Source organism: Flavobacterium movens, assembly GCF_039581425.1.
GTDB classification, from domain to species: domain Bacteria; phylum Bacteroidota; class Bacteroidia; order Flavobacteriales; family Flavobacteriaceae; genus Flavobacterium; species Flavobacterium luteolum.
This window is the reverse complement of sequence record NZ_JBCPXY010000010.1, coordinates 136,962-160,252: the sequence shown is the minus strand read 5'-3', so window position 1 is coordinate 160,252 and position 23,291 is coordinate 136,962. Positions and strand designations below refer to the sequence as shown.

The 23,291-nt window shown below is 35.0% G+C and carries 12 protein-coding genes; 8 read left to right on the top strand and 4 right to left on the bottom strand.

Translation table 11 applies throughout. The annotated features are described in order from the left end of the window. Positions 1–28: 28 nt before the first annotated feature. From AAYQ05_RS17635 to AAYQ05_RS17625, 3 genes are all read right to left on the bottom strand, one after another. Positions 29–1,462, bottom strand: coding sequence for a hypothetical protein (locus tag AAYQ05_RS17635; protein ID WP_343544701.1), 1,434 nt, complete (start codon positions 1,460–1,462; stop codon positions 29–31). 86 nt (positions 1,463–1,548) lie between these two features. Continuing rightward, positions 1,549–3,249: a RagB/SusD family nutrient uptake outer membrane protein gene (locus AAYQ05_RS17630; protein WP_343544700.1), complete on the bottom strand. Its 1,701-nt coding sequence runs from the start codon at positions 3,247–3,249 to the stop codon at positions 1,549–1,551. Between the two features lie 20 nt (positions 3,250–3,269). Continuing rightward, a complete protein-coding gene (locus AAYQ05_RS17625) occupies positions 3,270–6,473 on the bottom strand; it encodes a SusC/RagA family TonB-linked outer membrane protein (protein ID WP_343544699.1) in 3,204 nt (1,067 codons plus the stop codon). Between the two features lie 928 nt (positions 6,474–7,401). Here AAYQ05_RS17625 and AAYQ05_RS17620 point away from each other — a divergent pair. Further along, positions 7,402–9,606, top strand: coding sequence for an alpha-galactosidase (locus tag AAYQ05_RS17620; RefSeq protein ID WP_343544698.1), 2,205 nt, complete (start codon positions 7,402–7,404; stop codon positions 9,604–9,606). Between the two features lie 341 nt (positions 9,607–9,947). Here AAYQ05_RS17620 and AAYQ05_RS17615 read toward each other — a convergent pair whose 3' ends face one another. Beyond that, positions 9,948–10,793 (bottom strand): AraC family transcriptional regulator, encoded by an 846-nt coding sequence (locus AAYQ05_RS17615; RefSeq protein WP_343544697.1) that lies wholly within the window; start codon positions 10,791–10,793, stop codon positions 9,948–9,950. 179 nt (positions 10,794–10,972) lie between these two features. On the opposite strand from AAYQ05_RS17615, the gene AAYQ05_RS17610 reads away from it, so the two are divergent. From AAYQ05_RS17610 to AAYQ05_RS17580, 7 genes are all read left to right on the top strand, one after another. Further along, positions 10,973–11,887, top strand: a complete 915-nt coding sequence (locus AAYQ05_RS17610; RefSeq protein ID WP_281632828.1) for a dihydrodipicolinate synthase family protein — start codon at positions 10,973–10,975, stop codon at positions 11,885–11,887. A 197-nt stretch (positions 11,888–12,084) separates the two neighbouring features. After that, positions 12,085–13,668: an aldehyde dehydrogenase (NADP(+)) gene (locus AAYQ05_RS17605; RefSeq protein WP_343544696.1), complete on the top strand. Its 1,584-nt coding sequence runs from the start codon at positions 12,085–12,087 to the stop codon at positions 13,666–13,668. A gap of 1 nt (position 13,669) precedes the next feature. Then, a complete protein-coding gene (locus AAYQ05_RS17600) occupies positions 13,670–14,680 on the top strand; it encodes a 4-hydroxyproline epimerase (protein WP_343544695.1) in 1,011 nt (336 codons plus the stop codon). Between the two features lie 447 nt (positions 14,681–15,127). Beyond that, entirely contained in the window at positions 15,128–16,363 is a 1,236-nt protein-coding gene (locus AAYQ05_RS17595) for an NAD(P)/FAD-dependent oxidoreductase (protein ID WP_343544694.1), read from the top strand. Between the two features lie 3 nt (positions 16,364–16,366). Continuing rightward, the gene (locus tag AAYQ05_RS17590; RefSeq protein WP_343544693.1) at positions 16,367–17,665 is read left to right on the top strand and encodes an aminopeptidase P N-terminal domain-containing protein; all 1,299 of its coding nucleotides are present in this window, start codon (positions 16,367–16,369) and stop codon (positions 17,663–17,665) included. Between the two features lies 1 nt (position 17,666). After that, positions 17,667–19,823: a S9 family peptidase gene (locus tag AAYQ05_RS17585; protein WP_343544692.1), complete on the top strand. Its 2,157-nt coding sequence runs from the start codon at positions 17,667–17,669 to the stop codon at positions 19,821–19,823. A gap of 250 nt (positions 19,824–20,073) precedes the next feature. After that, complete coding sequence (locus tag AAYQ05_RS17580; RefSeq protein ID WP_343544691.1) at positions 20,074–23,280, top strand: SusC/RagA family TonB-linked outer membrane protein; 3,207 nt, start codon at positions 20,074–20,076, stop codon at positions 23,278–23,280. The last annotated feature ends 11 nt before the right edge of the window (positions 23,281–23,291 follow it).

The following is a 23,291-nucleotide window of genomic DNA, read 5'->3' as shown; positions in this document are numbered from 1 at the left end:
ATTAGTAGTACGCTGGATGAGTTGTTTTTTAGCGACAAGCTGCCGTTATTTTTTGTCCAGGATTCACACGAATTGTAATAGCAGTGTAGGGATTTCCCTTGTTATCCTTTTCATGAATTACGGCAGCTTTTTTATCATTTATAAAAATAGAATTATAATTTCCAGTAAACATAGCTTTCCATTCTATAAAATTTTCGCCTTTGTTGTGTAGTGTTGTTGTTTGGTTTTTGTGTTTTACAGCTAATGTTGTCTGTAGCACAGGTAAATTGTCGACCTCAGAAACGCTATCTTTTTTTCCTCGATTTACTGTTGTTATTATTTTTTTTGATGCATCTGGCTCTATTCCCATACAGCCATGAATGATGCCTTCAATTACGCCGTATGAAACTTCTGGATATTCTCTTCTTTTGGTTTCAGGGGCGGTTAAGTGTAAAATGTATTCGTAGGCTTTATCTTCATAGCCATATTTATACAATAGAAAAGGAAGATAAGAGGCATTTTCTACATTGCTTTTTGCAGAAATAATGTTCTTAATTGTTTTTTCGGTTCTGTCTGCATTTGTTAAAGCATCGAACCATAATAAAAATAGTTCGCCAAAATCTTTACTGAATTTGCCGTCAGCAGTGTAAATTACATTATAAGCCGAAGCATTTTGATCCCACCAGATTTGTTCTATCTGCTCTTGATATTGTATTGCTTTTTTCTCAAAGAAAGCTGCTTTTTCAAATTGCCCTTTTTCTTTTAAAATAGAAGAATAGGTAAGCAAACCACGATAAATTGCTGCAACCAGATCGATCCCCATTTTTAGACCAGAAATGCCTTCAGAATAGGAAGCCAGTCCTCGACATTTATGAAAATCGTCTTTAATATTGAATGGAGCAGGAGAGTTTACAAATTCTGGTCTTGTAAATAATGATTCCGATTCGAGATTCCAGCGTTTTATATATGCTGTCGAAGATTTTTCAAAGAAATTCTCAAACTCAGGATTTTTGATATAATCTTCATCTCCAGTCCATAAATACAATCTCCAGCAAGCAAATATAACATCAAAATTGCTGTTAAGATTGTACCAGAATTCTTTGTCGTTTCTGTAATCTTCAGGAGCAGGTTTTCCATATTTATTGATTTCCCAATAAGAGCACCAGTCTTTATTTTCTGAAATGTTTTTAGCAAATAGCGAAAGCATATTTTTATTTTCGTTACTCAATCCAAGAATTTCTGCGCCAATGCTCTGATGCGATACGTCTCGCATGCAAAATGCAGATCTAGAAGGCAGAGCCGCTTCATACCATGGTCCAACAGGATCATTAGAATTTCCTTTATAGCTCAAGGCCATATTTTTGGCACGCTCAAAAGCAAGCTGAAGTGCAGAATCTGAAGATTTGAAAGTAACGGTTTCTTGACTAAATGCATTCAAAAAGAAACAGCAATGAGCCAGTAAAACTAAAAAGTGATTTTTCATAGAGCTATTTTCGATTTGGATTTTGGTTTGAATACATTTTAAAAGCAAACCCATCCCCCTAGATGGGTTTGCTTAATTGGTTATAGTTAATTATAACCAGGGTTCTGGGGTAAACCTGTTCTGTTAATTTCATCTCTTGGAATAGGAAGCAAATAATGTTGTGGTTTGAAAATCCTTTCCTGAACTTTGGAGTAGGTGTAAGTTTTAGAACCGTCACTGTTCTTAGTAATAATTACTCCCATTAATGGTTTGTTTTCAGTTTCTTCGGCTATTTTCCAACGTCGTACGTCATAGTAGCGGAATCCTTCAAGACATAATTCAACTTGTCTTTCGTTACGGATTTTGTTCTCTAAAGCTGTTCCTGTTAAACCAGTTAACGGATTTGTTATTCCTGCGCGCTGTCTTAATAAATTAAGGTATTGAATTGCAGTTCCTTCATGCCCCAATTTAAATTCTGATTCAGCATAGTTCAGATATATTTCTCCTAAACGAGAAATAATCCAAGCTTTATTAGTTTGCGTTTCATTATTGTAATTGTACGTTGTATCGCAATATTTACGGAAAGTATAACGAGTTTTACTAGCATTCCAAGTATCCCAACCTTGAGGAGAATCTAAACCTCCTTCGTAGAATTCAGCTTTATTTGAACTTCCTGCATCATAACGATCTTGAAAGAATTCAGGTTTTCCGTAAGCACGTCCGTCGTATACAATATTTTTATAAAAACGCGGATCTCTATTTACATAAGGTTTTTGAGGATCGTAACCTGATGTCGGATCTGTAATGTCTTTTCCGTCAGCTGTTCCGTAAGCATCAATATGGCTTTGGCTTGGCGCAAAATTGGCCCATCCGTGAAAACCACTCGGAGAATTAAACATTTCTACACCATTAAATGCGCTCCATTGCGGATCTTTACTAGACAAACGAGAGAAGATAACTTCTGAATTGTTGGTAGTAAAAAGATCTTCATATTTTTTATCGTAAAGCGAATATATATTTAAATCCATAACCGCTTTTGCAGCGTCTGATGCTTTTTTCCATTTTGCCAAATCATTAGAAGGATTCCATTGCGGACTTGCGGCATAAAGCAATGTTCTTGATTTGATAGCAAGTGCAGCCCCTTTTGTAACTCTTCCAAGATCTGTAGCTGTTAGGGGAAGTAATTCGGCAGCTTTGTCTAATTCTCCCACAATAAAGTCAACGCATTGATCATAAGAACTGCGGTCTACTTTAAAATCACTATTTAACTCAAAAGGTTTAGTAACAAGAGGAACCCCACCGTAATCACTAGTTAATTTGAAGTATGCATAAGCTCTTAAGAAAAGCACTTCGCCTTTTAATCTGTTTCTCCAAGCTTCATCTCCAGGTACATTATCAATTCGAGACAAAAAGATATTGCAATTTTGAATAGTAGCATAAGTAGGTTTCCAAGTATTGAAATCTCCTGCGTTGTCTGGAGTAAGAGCACCAGAATTAAGATTCCACACGTCATAATCGTTAAAATTATTAAAGGCTTCATCACATGCAGTAGATAAGATCCAGCTTCGATTTGTTTTGTCGTTCCAGTTGTGCTGAGTGCTTGGTAATACCGTATATAAGTTATTAGCGAAAGCTTCTGTAAGTTTTAAGTCGTTCCATACATTTTCATCTGTATAAGAATCCAGTGGCGCTTTATCTAAAGGATCTTCGCTACAGGATGTTACCGCAGCAATAGTAATAAAGAGAGCAGCAGCAATAACCGCTTTCTTTTTTATATTAAATAGTTTATTGATTTTATAATTTTTCATGTCTTGATCTTTTTACCTTGTTATAATTCAATGCTTACACCGATTCTGTAGATACGGGTTTGTGGATAAATTACGCCCGTTTTATTGTTTGTTTCAGGGTCTAAATTGTATTGTTTCATGTGGTCAATAGAAAACAAATTAGTTCCTCCAGCATAAAATCTCGTATTTAATATTCCGAATCTAGACAAGACTTTTTCTGGTAATGTATAGGAAACTTCTAAAGATTTTAATCTGAAGAATGACGCGTCTTTTAACCAAAAGTCAGCTTCAATATTGTTTCTCGGATCAGAATCATTGAATGCAACAGGGTATTTAGAATTTGGATTATCTGCTGTGTATCTGTCGTCGTACAACCATCTTGGAGGCGCTACAATAGCTCCTTGAGCTTGTGGAAGTATTACTTGTTTTGCTTTTGCCTGTCCTGTCCAAAGCATATCTATAGAAAAACCTTTGTATTCAGCTCTCATAGGAATACCATAAGCAATTTTTGGTGTTGCAGATTCTGGAATTCTTACTTTATCATTAGAAGTGATGTTTCCGTCACCGTCAGTATCTTTTACCCAAAGATCACCTGGTTTTGCTCCTTCAAAATGAGGAGAACCGTCAACTTCTGCCTGAGTACGGTAAATTCCGTTTGTTTGGTATACTAGCCAAGAATCGATTGCTCTTCCAGTTGATTTTTGCCACGCCGGAATGTTTGCTGCTTCATCGCGAAATAATACTTCACTTTGTGCATAAGTAAAGTTAAAACCAACACTATATTTAAAACTATTGATATGATCTGCATAATTAACAGACCAGTCAGTTCCTCTGTTTACCGTTTTTCCGATGTTTTCTTTTGGAAGAGATAATCCTGTGTACAAAGGCACAGAAGCATTTCTCGCTGCTAAAATATCAGATCTTTTATTGCTGAAATAGTCAAAAGTTGCCGTTAATTTATTGCCGAAGAACCCAAAATCAAATCCGATGTTTTTAGAATCTTGAATTTCCCACGTAATATTTGGGTTCGGAGTAGAAGAAAGATATATACTATTGTTTAACGTATAATCTGATCCAAAATAGCTGTAAAGCTGCTGATCTGTTGTTAGCTGATATCTTGTTAAGAAAAGATATTGGTTAAGATAATCTACACCATTAATAGTTTCTCTCAAATCGTCATTCCCCATTCTTCCCCAAGAAGCTCTTATTTTAAGCTGGTCAATTAATTTGATGTTATTTTTGAAGAAAGGCTCTTCAGAGATTTTCCAACCAGCACTAATAGCAGGGAACATACCCCAACGAGTTGAAGAAGGGAAGTTGAATGATCCATTATAGCGAGCAGTAACTTCTGCAAAATATTTATCGTCAAAATTGTAAGCAACTCTTCCAAGGAAACTTTCACGTCCGTCTTGATATGCGCCACCTGTAGCATTTTGCCCTTTAGTGCTTCCAGTAAAAATCTGATCCAATTGATCGCTCAATAAATCTCTTCTATAAGCATACGTTTGAGTTTTGTCCATTGTAGTCTGCTCATATCCAACAAAAGCATTTACCGCGTGTTTATTGAATTTACGATCGTAGGCAAGTTTTGCGAAATATGTATTTTGATTCGCAATTCGCTCTTCTTGCATAACGCTTGTTATGCTCGTGCTGTTTTTTACGTTATTATAACTGTCATTGGTTTTGTCGTAAGAATAAGCATCCCACGGTTTTGTGAATTTCTTTTCACTGCGAACATTATAGTCAAATGCTGCATATCCGCTAAGTGATAATCCCTCAGTTATTCTTGGCAATTTTAATTCAAATCCAATTTTTGGATTTACAATTAAGTTTACCACGTGATCATAACCTGCCGCTGGTGAAGACATTAAAATTGGGTTTCTACCATTTGTAATACCCGATGATGGCGAGCCGTTTTTCCAATAAGCAGGAATAAAAGGATACATACTAACCGTTTCGTGCATGATACTTCCAATGCTTACTGCTGGGTAGTTTCTGTCTTCTTTACGAGTAGCAATGTCTAAGTTTACCTTAAAGTTCGAAGTGATATTAACATCAATGTTTGATCTTAAATTGAACTGTCTGTATCTCTCGTCACTGTACCTAAGGTTACTTTCCTGATTTAAGTATTGTCCAGAAAAGAAATATTTAACCTGTTCATTACCGCCATTTACAGAAAGTGAAAGGTTAGCTTGTGGAGCATCTTTTCTATAAACCTGCTTCATCCAGTCTGTACTGGTGTAATTTGGATCATTTCCAGCTTTGTATTTGTCAATTTCTGCCTGAGTATAAGGAAGCGTTGTCCCTTTATGAGCATTCAGTTCGTTATAATACGTCATGTATTCCCACGAATTAACTCTTTCGCCCATTCTGGTTAACTGCTGAATACCATAAGATCCGTCAACTTTGATTGTTGGAGCACCAACTTTTCCTCTTTTGGTAGTTACCAGAATAACCCCATTTGCAGAACGAACTCCATAAATAGCTGCCGATGCATCTTTTAGAACCGTTACAGATTCAATATCATCAGGGTTTATCCTGTTCAAATCACGATCAGGAATTCCATCCACAACTACAAGCGGACTTGTCCCTCCTCCAAAAGAGTTAAAACCTCTAATTAAAAGAGTAGAGCTGTCATCACCAGGCCTTCCAGAACGGTTACTGGCAATTACTCCAGACATGCGTCCGGCAATTCCGTTAGATACGTTTGCAGATGCATTTTGAGTTAAAACACCTCCTTTAATCGATGCAATTGCTCCCGTTGTAGAAGCTTTTTTCTGCGTTCCATATCCAACGACAACAACTTCATTTAAGGTTTGATTCTGCTCTACAAGCTGAATGCTTACTGCGTCGTCTGCACGAACTTCTTTTGTTAAAAATCCAGTATAAGAAAAAACAAGAATGCTGTTGGAGTCTGGAACTTCGATAGTAAAATTACCGTCAAAGTCTGTTACAGCTGTAATTTTTGTTCCTTTTACCAGAATGTTTACACCAGGAAGCGGTTCTCCTTGTGAGCCAGTTACTTTTCCCTTTATTAGTTTTTCTATGGCAAAAGATGTGCTTTTGCTGTTTGTCAGAGCTAAATTAGTAGTCAGTTTGTTATAGAATTTACTCTCTTTTAACTCTGCTGCAAAAGAAGTTTGTAAAGTAAGTGCCAGTAAGGCTCCTGATGTTAGTTTGGTTATCTTCCATTTTTCAGAAGAGAGCCAATCTTTTGTTGGTTTTTGTTTGGTTAATAAAATCATGTTTTGTTGGTTTTTGTTGGTTAGTACTTTATTCTCTCGTAGTCCGTTTTTTATCTATTTTTCATTTTGGAGAAACAAAATGCCTTGAGCTCCTGCAGATTGTTTGTGAAAAAAGAGATAAATGTGAAATCCAAATGTATAAATGTTTCTAAGTCAACACATACCAGTACCTACCAGTTTTTTGCGATATTTGTAAAAAACACGATTTATTTACGATAATATTAAAAGTAAAGTGGGTAATATATGCATAAAATACAAATCAAGGTTATTTGAATAAATAGCTATATATTCTTGTTTTTTGCAGATTATTCTACTCTTGTTTATTTGCGGATTCTTTTTTTTGAATAAGAGGAATGAATGGGTGTGATAGAATGATGGTTTTAATTTTTAAAAGTGGTTAATATAGTATCAGAATTTTCTTTTTGGAATAATTTTGAATTTTTTAAATAGTTTTATTTTTTTAACCATACCAGTCGGTAATTTTAAGCTAATATGTAGGACTAAGCTTGTAAATGTTTTGTCCTGTTTTACGATTAAGAACCTTTTTTAGGTAATAAAATATCATAATCGGTAAAAAAATGTATAAAAATTATCAAAAGTCTATTTTTGAAATATTTTGCTTTTAATATTAAGAAAGCAACGCATTAAAACGCAATAATTGGATTTAATTATATTTTGCTATTTTTGGACTTCATTTCTTCATAATTTAAAAATGGTCTACCAGAGCTCAAAACCATTTTTATTATGAATTATACCAACTATGTTCCTCTATAGGTATAATTAAATGAATTTTTTCTCGTGGTTTGATTGATAAATGTGATGTACGGAGTTTCGATAGAATTTCAATTATAATCTGAAAAAGATTGTTTTTGGCTTCTTTTTAGAAATCCTCAAAAACGAATATTCACTATTGTTAATTAAAATTTTTATGAAAAAAGCACTATTTCTATTAGTTCTGACCACTCTCTTTTGGAAGGCTAATGCACAAAATGATCCCATCGCTATTGAAACCCAGAATACGGCATTAATCTTAAAAGTGGCAAAAAACGGATTGCTTTATCAATCTTATTTAGGTGCAAAACTAGAAGTTTCGGCATATAATGTACTTTCTAAAGAAACAGAAAGAACATTTGTTATAAACGACGGAAATCCGTTGCTTAATTTAAGACATCAAGCGTATCCAACTTACGGAACCGATAATTTATTTGAATCGGCTATCCGTATGACACATAATGACGGAAACCCTGCTTTGGAGTTAGTGTACGTAAGCCATCAGACAACAAAAATAGATGGCAATACTACTGAAACTAGTGTAAAAATGAAAGATCCAGTTTATCCTGTAGAAGTGACTTTACATTATAAAGCTTTCTATAAAGAAAATGTTATTGAGCAATGGACTGAAATTGTACACCGCGAAAAGAAACCGGTAACGTTGTACAACTATGCTTCGTCTATGCTGCATTTTGATGCGGATAAATATTGGCTGAGTCAGTTTCATGGCGATTGGGCTAAAGAAGTTAGAATGCAAGAAAGCGAATTAACCAGTGGAGCCAAAGTAATTGATTCTAAATTGGGAGTACGAACTAATATGTACCAGACGCCAGTTTTCTTTTTAGCATTAAACGACAAAGCCAAAGAAGATAGTGGCGAGCTTGTTGCGGGAACAATCGCTTGGTCGGGAAATTTTAAATTTACTTTTGAGCTTGACAATAAAAATTCGTTAAGAATTAGTTCTGGAATTAATCCGTTTGCTTCAGAATACAGTCTTCAGCCTGACGAAGTTTTTACGACTCCTTCTTTTATTTATACTTTTTCAAACAAAGGAAAAGGGCTGGCGAGCAGGAATTTACATTCTTGGGCAAAAAACTATGGTGTGAAAGATGGCGACAAACCTCGTTTGACTTTACTGAACAATTGGGAAACTACCTTTTTTAATTTCGATGAAAAGAAACTGACAGAAATGTTTGAAGACTCTAAAACATTGGGTGTCGATATGTTTTTATTAGACGACGGATGGTTTGGAAATAAATACCCGAGAAGCGGTGATAAATCTGGCTTGGGAGATTGGCAGGCAACAAAAACAAAACTGCCAAATGGTCTTGGTTTTTTAATGCAGCAGGCAGAGAAAACTGGAGTGAAATTCGGAATTTGGATTGAACCCGAAATGGTTAATCCGAAAAGCGAATTGTATGAAAAGCATCCAGATTGGGTTTTAAAATTGCCAAATAGAGAGGAGAGTTATTACAGAACACAATTGGTTTTGGATTTATCGAATCCTAAAGTGCAGGATTTTGTGTTTAAAACGGTGGATGATATTATGCAGACAAACGGCGGAGTGGCATTTTTTAAATGGGATTGCAACCGAATGATGACTAATGCGTATTCTACTTATTTAAAGAATCAGCAATCTCACTTATTTATTGAATATACTAGAGGTTTATATAAAGTTTTAGAAAGGATTAAAACAAAATATCCGCATTTACCAATGATGCTTTGCGCAGGAGGCGGAGGAAGAACAGATTATGCTTTCTTAAAATATTTCACAGAATTTTGGGCTAGTGATAATACCGATCCTTACAATAGAGTATTTATTCAATGGGGATATTCGCAGTTTTTTCCAGCTTTTACGATTTGCAATCACGTAACATCATGGGGAAATCAGTCTATTAAATTCAAAACAGACGTTGCCATGATGGGTAAATTAGGTTTTGATATTAATGTAAAAGAACTGAAAGAAAAAGAATTAAAATATACTCAGGATGCAGTTGCCAATTATAAAAGATTAAGCCCTGTAATATGGCATGGCGACATGTACAGAATTGTTTCTCCTTATGAAGACAGTCGCGCTGTATTAATGTATGTTGACGAATCAAAAAACAAAGCTGTTTTATTTTCGTATACGCTTCATCCGCTTTATGATCCGCAATATAATTTGGTTCGTTTTCAAGGTTTAGACTCCAATAAAACGTATAAAGTAGAAGAAATTAATTTAATGCCTGAGGCAAAGCAAACACTGCAAGAATCTGGAGCATCTTTTACAGGAGATTATTTAATGAATGTCGGATTAAGAGTTTCTTCTTCAAAAGTTGAATCGAGTGTAGTGCTTGAAATTACAGCAGTATCTGGGAAATAAAAAGTTATTCTATACAATAAAACAGCTGTTTAATATCGTTTAAAACAACGAGATTAAACAGCTGATTTATTTTTAGCCCAAAGGAATATCTGTAGAGACGCACAGCAGTGCGTCTACACAAAGTATATCCGCAATATATTAGACGCAATGCAGTGCGTCTCTACGTTTTTTTTCTTTCACAGATTTTAAAATCCTTTTAATCTAAATAATCTGTGGCTAAAAAACTTTGCGGTTTGGCAACTTTGCGAGCATTTATCTCCCGCAGATTTAGCAGATTGTGGAGATTTTTCTACATCTGTTTTAATCATTATAAATCTGTGCGAAACATTTGTGCTTATGAATTACAAGTTCAGTTTTCTATATTGCAAAGGCGAAAGCTGTTTTAATTCCTTAAACTTTCGGTTAAAATTGGAAATATTATTGAACCCGCATAATTCGGCAATTTCCAAAACAGAGAGTTCTTCATTATTAGATAATAACTTTGCGGCTCTCTCAATACGTACTTCAATTAGAAATTGAAAAAATGACTTGTTGGTCCGGACCTTAAAATACCGGCAAAAGGCATTTTTTGTCATACTCGCAATAGAAGCAATTTCATCAAGTGTGATGTTTTTATGAAAATTGGTCATGACATATTCAAATACAATCTGCATTCTTTTCCCTTCGTTATCAGTAATTTTCTTTTGATACAAATAATTAGATAGTGGAGTCGTGTCTGATGTAGATAGCCATTTTAGAATATCTAGAAATAATATAAAACGAGTATAGCTATCGGCTTTTTTCAGCTTCTTGAAATATTTGACAACCTTTTTTGGTGCGTTATGGATTATAAATCCGTTTTTACTGCTTTCTAAAATCGGATGGATATTTCTAAAAGTTGACAATTCAAAAAAATCTTTTCCGAACGAATTGAAGGTGAAAAATAAAGTACGCATTACAGAAATCACATTTTCCTGAACATCGCTTCTAAACACATGTGGCAAATTGCTTCCAATTACTAATATATCACCTTCACGGTATTGCGAAATAGTATCGCCGGCAAAAACGGCTCCTTCTCCTTTTTCTATAAAACTAATTTGAATTTCTTCATGCTGATGCAATTTATCATAAAATGAAACTTCGATATCTTCTTGATATATAAGGGGATCTTCTCCAGATTTTGGAATTTTGAATGGGAAAACTTTCATATAGTGGTTAGTTAGTTATAATCAAATATATTGCATTTGAATAAAAAAATGATGCTATAATGTTCTATTTTTTAAGTTTTGGTGCTATAGAGGGTAATATAGTATCGTTTTGTGGTAATTTTTAAAGGGTGCGCTCTATTGTTTCTAGATAATTTTGGCCTTAATAAAAAATTAAAATTATGAGTATTCAATGGAATGGCGTTATGCCAGCGGTAACTACAAAGTTTACTGCAGATGACAAATTAGACTTCAATATGTTTGAAGTTAATATGAAGGCACAATTAAATGCTGGAGTTTCAGGAATTATTTTAGGAGGCACTTTAGGTGAAGCCAGCACACTTTTAGAAGAAGAAAAAAGAGAATTAGTAAAACATACTGTTGCACTAACAGAAAATAAAGTGCCTGTAATTATGAACATTGCAGAGCAGTCTACAAAAAATGCAATTTTAGCGGCAAATAAAGCTGAACAAGATGGAGCAAAAGGATTGATGATGCTTCCTCCAATGCGTTACAAAGCATCTGATTTTGAAACAGTAACTTTTTATAGTGAAGTGGCAAAAAATACTTCACTTCCTATTATGGTTTACAACAATCCGATTGACTATAAAATTGAAGTGACATTAGATATGTTTGAAGAGTTGTTAAAATATGATAACATTCAAGCAGTAAAAGAATCAACTAGAGATATTTCTAATGTTACTAGAATGATCAACCGTTTTGGAGATCGTCTAAAAATATTATCTGGAGTTGATACGCTAGCATTAGAAAGTCTATTTATGGGTTCTGATGGATGGGTTTCTGGATTGGTTTGTGCTTTTCCTGAAGAAACAGTGGCAATTTACAAATTAGCAAAAGCGGGAAGATTTGATGAAGCTTTGAAAATTTACAGATGGTTCTTGCCTTTATTAGAATTGGATATTAATGCATTTTTGGTTCAGAATATCAAATTAGCAGAAGTTGCAACAGGAATTGGTTCAGAATATGTTCGTGCGCCAAGATTGCCATTGCAAGGGGCAGAAAGAGAAAGAGTTTTGGCAATTATTGCTGAAGGACTACGTACGAGACCAACTTTACCAGACTATAAAAATTTATAATAGCATATTAAAGATTGGCTTAGCTTTTTAGTTTTCAGTCTCGGTTCTCAGCTTTCAGTCGCAGTCTCAGTTTTTCAGTTCCCATTTACAGTCAGGGTTTTCGGTAGCTGTGTTTACTGGGGCTGCGACTGAAACTTGAGACTAAAACCGTAGCTGAAAACTAAAATTGCTCTTAATTCATTTATAAGAAAAAAAACATGATTACAGGAAAAAATTATATAGGAAGCCAGCTAAAAGCAGGTGGTACAAAAATACTAAAAACGTTTAATCCGCTATTGAATACAGAAAATCCATGGGTTTTTACTGAGGCAACTCAAGATGAAATTGAGGAAGCAGTTGCGTTAGCCAATCAAGCATTTGCGAGTTATAAAAATTATTCGGGTATAGAGAAAGCTAAATTTTTGAACGCTATTGCTGATGAAATTTTAGCATTAGGAGACGATCTTTTAGTTCAGTACTGCACCGAATCGGGTTATCCAAGAGGCAGAGCAGAAGGAGAACGTGGAAGAACAATCGGACAGTTAAAAGCTTTTGCCGACATGCTTACAGAAGGAAGCTGGGTACAAGCTACAATAGATACTGCAATAACCGACAGACAGCCTGCGCCAAAAGAAGACTTACGCAAAATGTTAGTGCCTTTAGGACCAATTGTGGTTTTTGGATCAAGTAATTTTCCTTTTGCATTCTCTACAAGCGGAGGAGATACGGCTTCAGCTTTGGCTGCAGGTTGTCCTGTTATTGTAAAAAGCCATTCTATGCATATAGGAACGGGCGAAATGGTTGCTTCTGCAATTATTAAAGCAGCTCAGAAAACCAATATGCCAGAAGGTGTTTTTTCTAACCTTATTGGTGACGGAAGAACGCTTGGAACAAGTTTGGTAAAACATCCATTGGTAAAAGGAGTAGGTTTTACGGGAAGCATTAAAGGCGGACGTGCTCTGTGCGATTTAGCTGCACAGCGTCCAGAGCCAATTCCAGTATTTGCCGAAATGGGAAGCATAAATCCAGTAGTACTTTTACCAAACGCATTGAAAAAAAACAGCCAAAAATGGGCGACAGCCTATGCAGGTTCTATCACTTTAGGAGCTGGGCAATTTTGCACGAATCCTGGTTTATTGCTAGCTTTAAAAGGAGAAGAATTAAATGAGTTTACAGAAAATCTAGATCAAGCAATCGAAAAAATTACGCCAGGCTGTATGCTTCATCCTTCTATTTATGCTGATTTTAATAACGGAATTGCAAAAATAGAAGAACAGAATGGAGTTTCAAGAATAGCTCAATTTAAAGGCGAGACAACACCAAATCACGGCGCTTCAACTGTTTTGAAAGTTGATGGGAAAGAATTTTTAAAGAATGCAGCATTACATAATGAAGTTTTTGGTCCTTTTTCAATTTTAATTGAATGCGAAAATGAAGCTGAATTAATAGAAGTAATTTCGAAGTTGGAAGGACAGCTAACAGGAACAATTATAAGTGAGGAGAACGAAATTGACACCCACAAAGGAATAATTGGCGCTTTACAGAATCGTGTAGGTCGCTTAATATACAATGGTGTACCTACAGGAGTAGAAGTTTGCGCTTCTATGCTTCATGGCGGACCTTATCCAGCATCTTCAGATTCACGTTACACAGCAGTTGGAATAGACGCAGTTTACAGATGGGTGCGTCCAGTAAGTTTTCAGAATTGGCCAGACCATTTACTGCCAGCTGAATTACAAAATGAGAATCCGTTGCAAATTGTTCGTACAGTAAATAATAAACTAACACTATCTCAAATATAAAATGGTAAAGAAAACTTTTTTTTGCGTAGATGCTCATACGTGCGGGAATCCGGTTCGGGTTGTTGCTGGTGGCGGACCAAATCTACAAGGTAATTCGATGAGCGAAAAACGGCAGCATTTCTTAAAAGAATATGACTGGATTCGTAAAGGCTTAATGTTTGAACCAAGAGGACATGACATGATGAGTGGCAGTATTTTGTATCCGCCAAGCAATCCTGAGAATGATTTTGGAATTCTGTTTATAGAAACTTCTGGATGTCTGCCAATGTGCGGACACGGAACAATTGGAACTATTACAATTGCTGTCGAAGAAGGTTTGGTGACGCCGAAGGTTCCTGGAATTATTAAAATGGAAGCGCCTGCAGGTTTAGTGCATATCGAATATCAGCAAACAGGCAAAAAAGTAGATTGGGTACGTTTGACCAACGTTAAATCTTATCTAGCTGCAGAAGGTCTTACTATTGATTGTCCAGAATTGGGCGAAATTGTTTTTGATGTGGCTTACGGAGGAAATTACTATGCCATTGTAGATCCGCAAAAGAATTTTTCGGATGTTCAGGATTTTACAGCAAGTAAAATTATTCAATACAGTCAGGAAGTTCGCAATAAGATTAATGAAAAATACCCAGATTATTTTATTCATCCTGAAAACAATACCATTAGAGACGTAACGCATATGTTGTGGACAGGATCGCCTATTGATCCAGTATCATCTGGCAGAAATGCGGTTTTCTATGGTGATAAAGCAATCGATCGTTCGCCGTGCGGAACAGGAACATCGGCTAGAATGGCACAATTGCACGCTAAAGGGAAATTGAAAAAAGGAGAAGAGTTTATTCATGAAAGTTATATTGGAAGTAAGTTTATTGGAAAAGTTGTGGAAGAAACTTCTATTGGAGATATTCCAGCTATTGTGCCAAGCATACAAGGCTGGGCAAAAGTGTACGGATACAATAATATTATAATTGATGAAAGCGACGATCCGTATGCATTTGGATTTCAGGTTATTTAAAAATCAGTTTATAATATAATTAAGTTGCTGGTTAAATTAAATTATTGTTTTTTGAATAGTCTCTAGTTTTAACTAAGGGATTTTAGAAATTGTAAATAAGATGGACTTTAGCCAAATTAACATGGTTGTTGTTTAAGCTAAAACCATCTTTTACAATTTTGATTATCTCTATCGTCGTTAAATTAAGAGATTTTTGCATTCAGATTGGAGCTGAGAATTAAATAATAATATTCAGATATAGCCCGTGGTTGAAACCACGGGTATATATAGATTGTTTTTTGATTACATACCCGTGGTTTCAACCACGGGCTATGTTTAAAAATGGATGTAAAAAAAATCTAAGTAAAGACGAATGCAATTGATTTTAACTCAATGAAACATATAATTTGATCCAACAGATTTAAAATATAATTAGCAGTTCAAAGAACTCTTAACGAAATAAAATTTATGAAAAAAGTTGCTGTTATTGGCGGTGGAATTATTGGCTTATGTTCTGCCTATTATCTTGCAAAGGAAGGTTACGAGGTGAGCGTATTTGATGAATCGGATATGAACAATGGCTGTTCATACGGAAACGCAGGTATGATTGTACCATCTCACATTATTCCGCTAGCACAACCCGGTATGATTGCTCAAGGAATAAAATGGATGTTTGATAGCCGTAGTCCGTTTTATGTAAAACCACGTTTAAGTAAAGATTTGATAAACTGGGGAATGCAGTTTTATAAACATGCCAATTTGCGCCATGTAGAAAATGCAATGCCTGCTTTACGAGATCTTTCGTTATTAAGTAAAGAATTATATCAAGATTTTGCCAAAGAGAATAATTCTTTCTTCTATGAAGAAAAAGGACTTTTAATGCTTTACAAAAGTGATAAAGTAGGAGAAGAAATGCATCACGAAGGAAAAGAAGCAGAACGTTTGGGACTTGAAGTAGATTATCTGTCAAAAGCAGAAGTTGCACTTTTAGAAAAAGGAACTAATACCAATGTAATTGGAGGAGTTCATTATAAAAGTGACGCCCATTTATATCCGCAAAAATTTATGTCTTTCATAAAGGAAGAATTGGCTCGTTTAAAAGTTGAAATCCATTCTCAAACCAGTGTGAGAGATTTTGTTTTAGAAGGAAATAAAATTGAAAAAATTGTTACTGATAAAGGACTTTTTAGAACTGATGAAGTGGTTTTGGCATCAGGATCTTGGAGCCCTTTTCTGGCTAAAAAACTAAATGTTTCAATTTCTATTTTACCTGGAAAAGGATACAGTTTTACATTAAAAGATAAATCCCAAAAACCGAGCATTCCATCTATTTTATGTGAAGGAAAAGTAGCCGTAACTCCAATGGCAAATGATATTAGATTTGGAGGAACTATGGAAATAACACACGCCAAAGACAACAAAATAAATGCAAACCGACTTCAGGGAATTATAAACAGCATTAATGATTTCTATCCTGATATGAAAGTAGAAATGCCAAAAACAGAAGATACTTGGTTTGGCTTTAGGCCATGTACGCCATCAGGAATGCCTATTATTACTAGAGACAAAAAAGTTGTAAATTTGACCTTAGCAACAGGACATGCCATGATGGGATTAAGTCTCGCACCGGCAACAGGGAAAATTATAACAGAGATTATTTCTGGTAAACCGACTTCTGTAGCTATTGACAGATTCCAAATATAAAATATGAGATACAATGCGATTCCGGTTTCTTTGTTTATTGAAAACCGAAAAAGATTTACCGAAAAAATGCTGCCAAATAGTTTGGCTATTTTGACTTCAAACGACGTAATGCCTAATAACGCAGATGATGTTATGGGGTTTTCACAAAACAATGATTTGTTTTACTTGTCTGGAATTGATCAGGATGAAACCATTTTGGTGCTTTATCCTGATGCTTTTAAAGAAGAAAACAGAGTTATACTTTTTGTAAAAGAAGCAAATGAACATACGCTTCTTTGGGATGGTAATTTTTTGACTAAAGAACAAGCAACAGCTGTTTCCGGAATCCAGAATATCAAATGGCTTCACGAATTTGAAAAGACTTTGCAGCTTTTTGCTTTTGAAGCTGACATTATTTACTTAGGTCATAATGAGCATATCAAAAGGGTAACTGCCGAAATTGAAACCAGACAAGATCGAATGATAAAATGGTGCAAAGAAAAATATCCATTGCATCAATATGATCGTGTGGCAAAAATAACTCGCGAATTGCGTCCAATTAAATCGAACGAGGAAGTTGATTTAATAAAAAAAGCAACAGCGCTTAGTGTTGAAGGTTTTCATAGAGTTTTAGACGCAATTCGTCCAAATATAAAAGAATACGAATTGGAAGCCGAATTGTTGTACGCCACCGTAAAAAACGGAGGAACGAGACAGGCATTTAGATCAATTGTGGCATCTGGAGTTAATGCCTGTTCGTTGCACTATAACACCAACGATGATATTTGCAGAGAGAATGAAATGGTTCTTGTTGATTTTGGAAGCTGTTATGCCAACTATAATTCAGATACCACAAGATGTATTCCGGTTAACGGAACTTTTAGTCCGAGACAAGAAGAGGTTTACGAATCTGTTTTGCATTGTTTGAAAGAAGGTTCAAAATTATTGAAGCCTGGAGTTTTATCTAAAGATTATGAACTTCAAATGGCAAAATTAATTGAAACTGAATTGGTGAAACTGGGACTTATTACAGAAGAAGAAATTAAATCTCAAGATCCAGAAAAACCTGCTTACAAGAAATATTTCATGCATGGAACTGCACATCATTTAGGACTTGATGTTCATGATGTTGGTTTGTATTCAAGACCTTTTGAAAAAGGAATGGTGCTTACTTGCGAACCCGGAATTTACATTAGAGAAGAAGGAATAGGATGCCGTTTGGAAAATGATTATTTGATAACAGAAAATGGAAATATCAATCTGAGTGAAGCCATGCCAATAGAAATCGCCGAAATTGAAAATTTAATTAAAAATAAAAAGTAAGATGAAAAAGTATTTGTTGTTTCTTCTGTTCGTATGCACCTCTGTTTTCGCACAGAAGATTGATATTAACAATCTAAATTGGTTGCCAAATTCTCATTCTTTTTGGGTGAATCAAGACAGTAATGTAGTCATTTATGATGTTGATAAATTAGATAAACAAAGCACTATTTTATCGAAAGCGCAATTAGCAGCTGCTGGATTTACTAGCGAAATTGAGCAGTTGGTTTGGAACGATTCAAAAACAAAAGTTTTAGTCTATACTAATTCAAAGAAAGTATGGAGAGACAATACCAGAGGTGATTATTGGTATTTTGATTTGGCTACAGGAAAAGGAAAACAATTGGGCAAAAACTTAGACGCATCATCCTTAATGTTTGCTAAATTTTCTAGCGATAATGAAAATGTTGCCTATGTTTCAAAACACAATATATATGTTGAAAATCTGAATTCTGGAAAAATCACACCAGTAACAACTGATGGCACAGATAAAATTATTAACGGAACTTTTGATTGGGTTTATGAAGAAGAACTAGCAGCGCGTGACGGTTTTAGATGGAGTCCAGACGGAAAAAGTATTGCTTTTTGGAGAGTAGATGCAACGTCTACCAAATTCCATTTCATGATTAATAATACAGATTCGCTGTATCCGACAATTATTCCTGTAGAATATCCAAAAGCAGGAGATAAACCTTCTTCTGTAAAAATCGGAGTAGTAAATATTGATTCTCTTCAAACCAATTGGTTAGATATTCCTGGAGAACCAGATAATAATTATTTGGTTCGAATGAAATGGCTTAGCAATGAGTCTATTATGGTAGTTCAGCTAAATAGAAACCAGAATCAGGTTACGATGTACGATTGTAATGCAAAATCGGGTGCGGCGAGATTGATTTATAAAGAAGAATCAGCTGCATGGATAGATGTATTTGACACTTCTGCTGGTGAATATGATGTTTTTCCTTGCCAGTTTGTAGACAACGGAAAAGCTTTTTTATGGAGCTCGGATGCAGATGGATGGATGCATGTTTATAAAATAAGTCTTGACGGAAAATCAAAAGAGTTAATCACTAAAACTAATTTTGATGCTTATTTTAAAGCCTATAACGAAAAAACAAAAACGATATATTTTATAGCAAGTCCAGAAGATGCGACTCAGCGTTATTTGTATGAAACGAATTTAAGTTCGAAAAAGACAAAAAGAATAACTCCAGCAATTTTTGATGGTACAAACCGATATGTTTTTTCTACAGATGCAGCTTATGCAAGACACACCAATTTTAGCATTTCAAGAGACTACAACCAGAGATTGATTGCTTTGTCGGGGCATCAAAAGATTTATCCAAAAGAAGCAGATGTTTTTGCGGCTCCAAATCGAGATTATTCGATGGAGAAGTTTAAAGTGAAAACAGCAGATGGAGTAGAGATTGATGGAGTAATGGCAAAACCATTAGACTTTAATCCTTCAAAAAAATATCCTGTTTTCTTTTATGTTTATGGAGAACCAATGGCTACAGTGGCTAATGATAGTCCATATTTTAATGGATTCATAAGTGAGTTGATACCAAAAGGATATATCGGAATTGCGATGGATAATAGAGGAACTCCAGCAATGAAAGGAATGCAATGGAGAAAATCAATTTATAAAAATATCGGAATTATCAATACGCGTGATCAAGCAATGGCGGCCAAAGAAGTTTTAAAATGGAACTTCATCGATTCTGATCGTGTAGCAATTCATGGCTGGAGCGGTGGTGGAGCTGTAACTTTAAATCTAATGTTTCAGTATCCAGAGATTTACAAAACAGGCGTTGCCATTGCGGCAGTAACAGATCAGCATTTTTATGATAATATTTATACAGAACGTTATATGGGATTGCCAGATGAAAATCAGGCAGCATATATTCAAGCTTCTCCTGTAACGCATGCTAAAAATCTGAAAGGAAATTTATTGTACATTCACGGAACAGGCGATGATAATGTACATTATAAAAATGCAGAAGTTTTAATTAATGAATTGATCAAATACGATAAAATGTTTGATTTAATGATATATCCAAATCGTTCTCATAGTATTGATGAAGGAGAAGGAACAGAAAAACATCTTACAGATACTTTTATCAGATTTATTGAAAAAAATTGCCCGCCAGGAGCAAAATAAAAAAAACTACATATCATAAAAAGAGAGGAGAATTTCATCAAATTGAAATTCTCCTTTTTTTATGTATTTAGTTCTTTCGGTTTTGAGTTAAGTATTTGATTTTGAAATTTTTTATAAATGGTAATATAGTAAATGTGTAATTGCGAAATTGATATTTATAGGGTAATATAAGCAGGTTTTTCGGTAATATATTATCAGAAAAATTATCTAAAAAGCAAAATATTTGCCACATTAATTATAAAACCATTTTATGAAATTGAAGATTAATTTTAGAAAAATTGCAGTACTCTTTTTTGTACTGTTGACTAAACTGACTTTTGCCCAAGAACGGGTTGTGTCAGGAATTGTTTCAGATGAGAATGGAGTTCCATTGCCAGGTGTTGGAGTACTGGTAAAAGGAACTCAAACAGGTTCTCAGACTGATTTTGATGGGAAATATTCAATAAAAGCTGATGCAAATGCGGTTCTTGTGTTTAGCTTTATTGGAATGCAGACTAAAGAAGTTCCAGCACGCGGCAACAGCATAAACGTAAAAATGACCGCAGGATCTACACAATTGCAAGAAATCGTAGTTACAGCATTGGGACTTAAAAGAGAGAAAAAATCTCTTGGTTATGCAACACAAGAAATAAACGGAGATCAGCTGACAAAAATAAATACAGGTAACGTTTCTAATAATATTTCAGGTAAAATTGCTGGTGTAGAAATTAGACGAAATAATAATATTGGAGGTTCTACCAATGTTGTAATTCGTGGTACTAGTTCGTTAACAGGAAACAATCAGGCATTATGGGTTGTTGATGGAATTATATTGAATAATGACAACACCAATACAGCAGATCAAAAATCAGGTGGAAACAAAGGTGGCTACGATTACGGAAATGCTGCTTCTGATATTAATCCCGACGATATTGAAACCATGAACGTTTTAAAAGGCGCGGCGGCTACAGCATTGTACGGATCAAGAGCGTCAAATGGAGTTATTATCGTGACGCTAAAAAAAGGAAGCAAAACTAAAGGCGGACTAGGATTTGATTTTAGCTCGGGAGTTAATATTGGAGTAGTAGACAAAAAGACTTTACCAGAGTATCAAAAACAATACGGCGGAGGATATGGTGATTTTTATGGCACAGTTGATTTAGGTAGTGGTGTTCATCCTTACACAGCAACCGACGATGCGGCTTGGGGACCAAAATTTGATCCTTCATTGTTAGTTTACAACTGGAATTCGTTCTATCCAGAATTGCCAACTTACGGTAAGGCAACTCCATATACAGCTGTTAAAAATGATCCAAACAGTTTTTATCAAAATAGCTTAACGTATATTAATAGTATATCTTTTTCGGCTGCAAATGATCAAGGAGATTTTAGATTTGGTTATACCAATTACAATCAGCAGCAAGCTATTCTTCCTAATAGCAATAACAGAAAAGACAATTTCAATTTTTCTGGAAGTTATAAAGTTACACCAAAAACGAGAATTTCTACATCAGCAAACTATTTGACATCTGATGCTATTGGAATGAACGAAACAGGATATGGAGATGGAGGAAATAACTATTTAAGCAGTGTTAGACAATGGTATACAACCAATGCAGATTTTAATGATCTTAGAGCGGCTTACGAATTAACAGGCAAAAATACCACATGGAATGTATACGGTCCAACCGATTTAAGAGTTCAGTTTCATGATAACCCATATTTTCAACGTTACAATAATTACAACTCATTAAAAAGAGATCGTTTCTTTGGTAATGTAGTGGTAAAAACAGAAGTTACAAATTGGTTTGATATTATGGGACGTGGTGCTGTAGATTTTTACCATCAATTGCAAGAAGAGCGTATTGCTGTAGGTTCTAAAAGAACACCAAACGGTCTTGGTCAATATTCTAGATATGATAAAAATTTCCGCGAAATCAATTTAGATTTAGCATTAAATTTCAAAACAGGTATTACTGACGGAATCAGTTTTAATGGTATGTTAGGAGGAAACTCTAGACGTTCGGTTAGCAATTCTATCTATGCGTTAACAAATGGAGGATTGGTTGTTCCAGGAATTTATGCCTTAACCAATTCAATTGACGGAATCACAAGTCCAGAAGAACAACAGATAACTCTTGGAACTAATAGTGTTTACGGAATGGCAAGTTTTAATTTTCTTGACACCTATTTCCTTGAAGGAACTTATAGAGTAGATCAATCCTCTACTTTGCCAAAAGACAATAATACCTATTCTTATCCATCCATTACAGCAACTTATATTTTTAGTAATCATATTAAAGCAGATTGGCTGTCATTTGGAAAATTGCGTCTGAATTATGCAGAAACAGGAAACGATGCGCCATTTGCGGTGACTTCTACACTTTATCCTAAAAATTTTAATTTCGGACCTGGTGGAGTTCGTTTTTCTACAGACAATGATAAAAGTAATTCTGATTTGAAAAGTGAGTTGACTAAAGGTGTAGAGGCTGGTCTTGAACTTAAGTTTTTCAAAAACAGATTAGGGGTAGATTTCTCTTACTATAAAACCAATACAACAAATCAGATTCTTTCTATAGAAACTCCAACACAGACAGGGTATACAAGAGCGTGGATCAATGCTGGAAATGTTCAGAACAAAGGATTTGAGGTAACTGTTAACGCAACTCCGATAAAAACTAAAGATTTTTCATGGCAGGCGACAGTAAATTGGTCAACCAATAAAAATGAGGTAATCTCTTTAGGAGGAGCAAGTCAGATTTCATTAGGATCATTCCAAGGAGTAAATTATGTGGCAGAAGTTGGCAAACCAGTAGGACAGCTAGTTGGTTCTGGATATACTTATTTAAACGGAGAAAAAGTAATTCGTTCAAACGGAAGATACTTGCAAACTGCAGGAGCTGTAATTGGTAACGTAGCTCCAGATTGGATTGGTGGTTTTAATAACGTTTTAACGTACAAGAATATCTCTTTCAATTTCTTAATTGATGTTAAAAAAGGCGGGGACGTTTATTCGCTAGATCAGCAATACGGACATGCAACAGGAATTTACGAAAGTACAGTAAGTAAAAATCATAATGGAGTTCCTCAGCGTGAACCAGTTGCTGACGGTGGTGGAGTATTATTAGGTGGTGTAAAACAAGATGGTACGCCAAATGATGTAACGGTAAGCGTAACTGGAGCAGACGGATACTATTTCTACAATTCTATGCCTCAGCAGGAATATGTTTATGATGCATCATATGTAAAACTGCGTGAAGTTGGATTGAGCTACAAACTGCCAAAAAGATTTATAGAAAACACCTTTATTAGTAATATGGTTTTTGCTGTAAACGGAAGCAATCTATGGATCATTCACAAAAACCTGCCTTATGCAGATCCTGAAGCTGGAGCGTCTTCAGGTAATTTACAAGGCTTTCAAACTGGAGTATTGCCAACAACAAAAGAGTACAGTTTTACCATGAAAGTTCAATTCTAAAAAAATAAAGA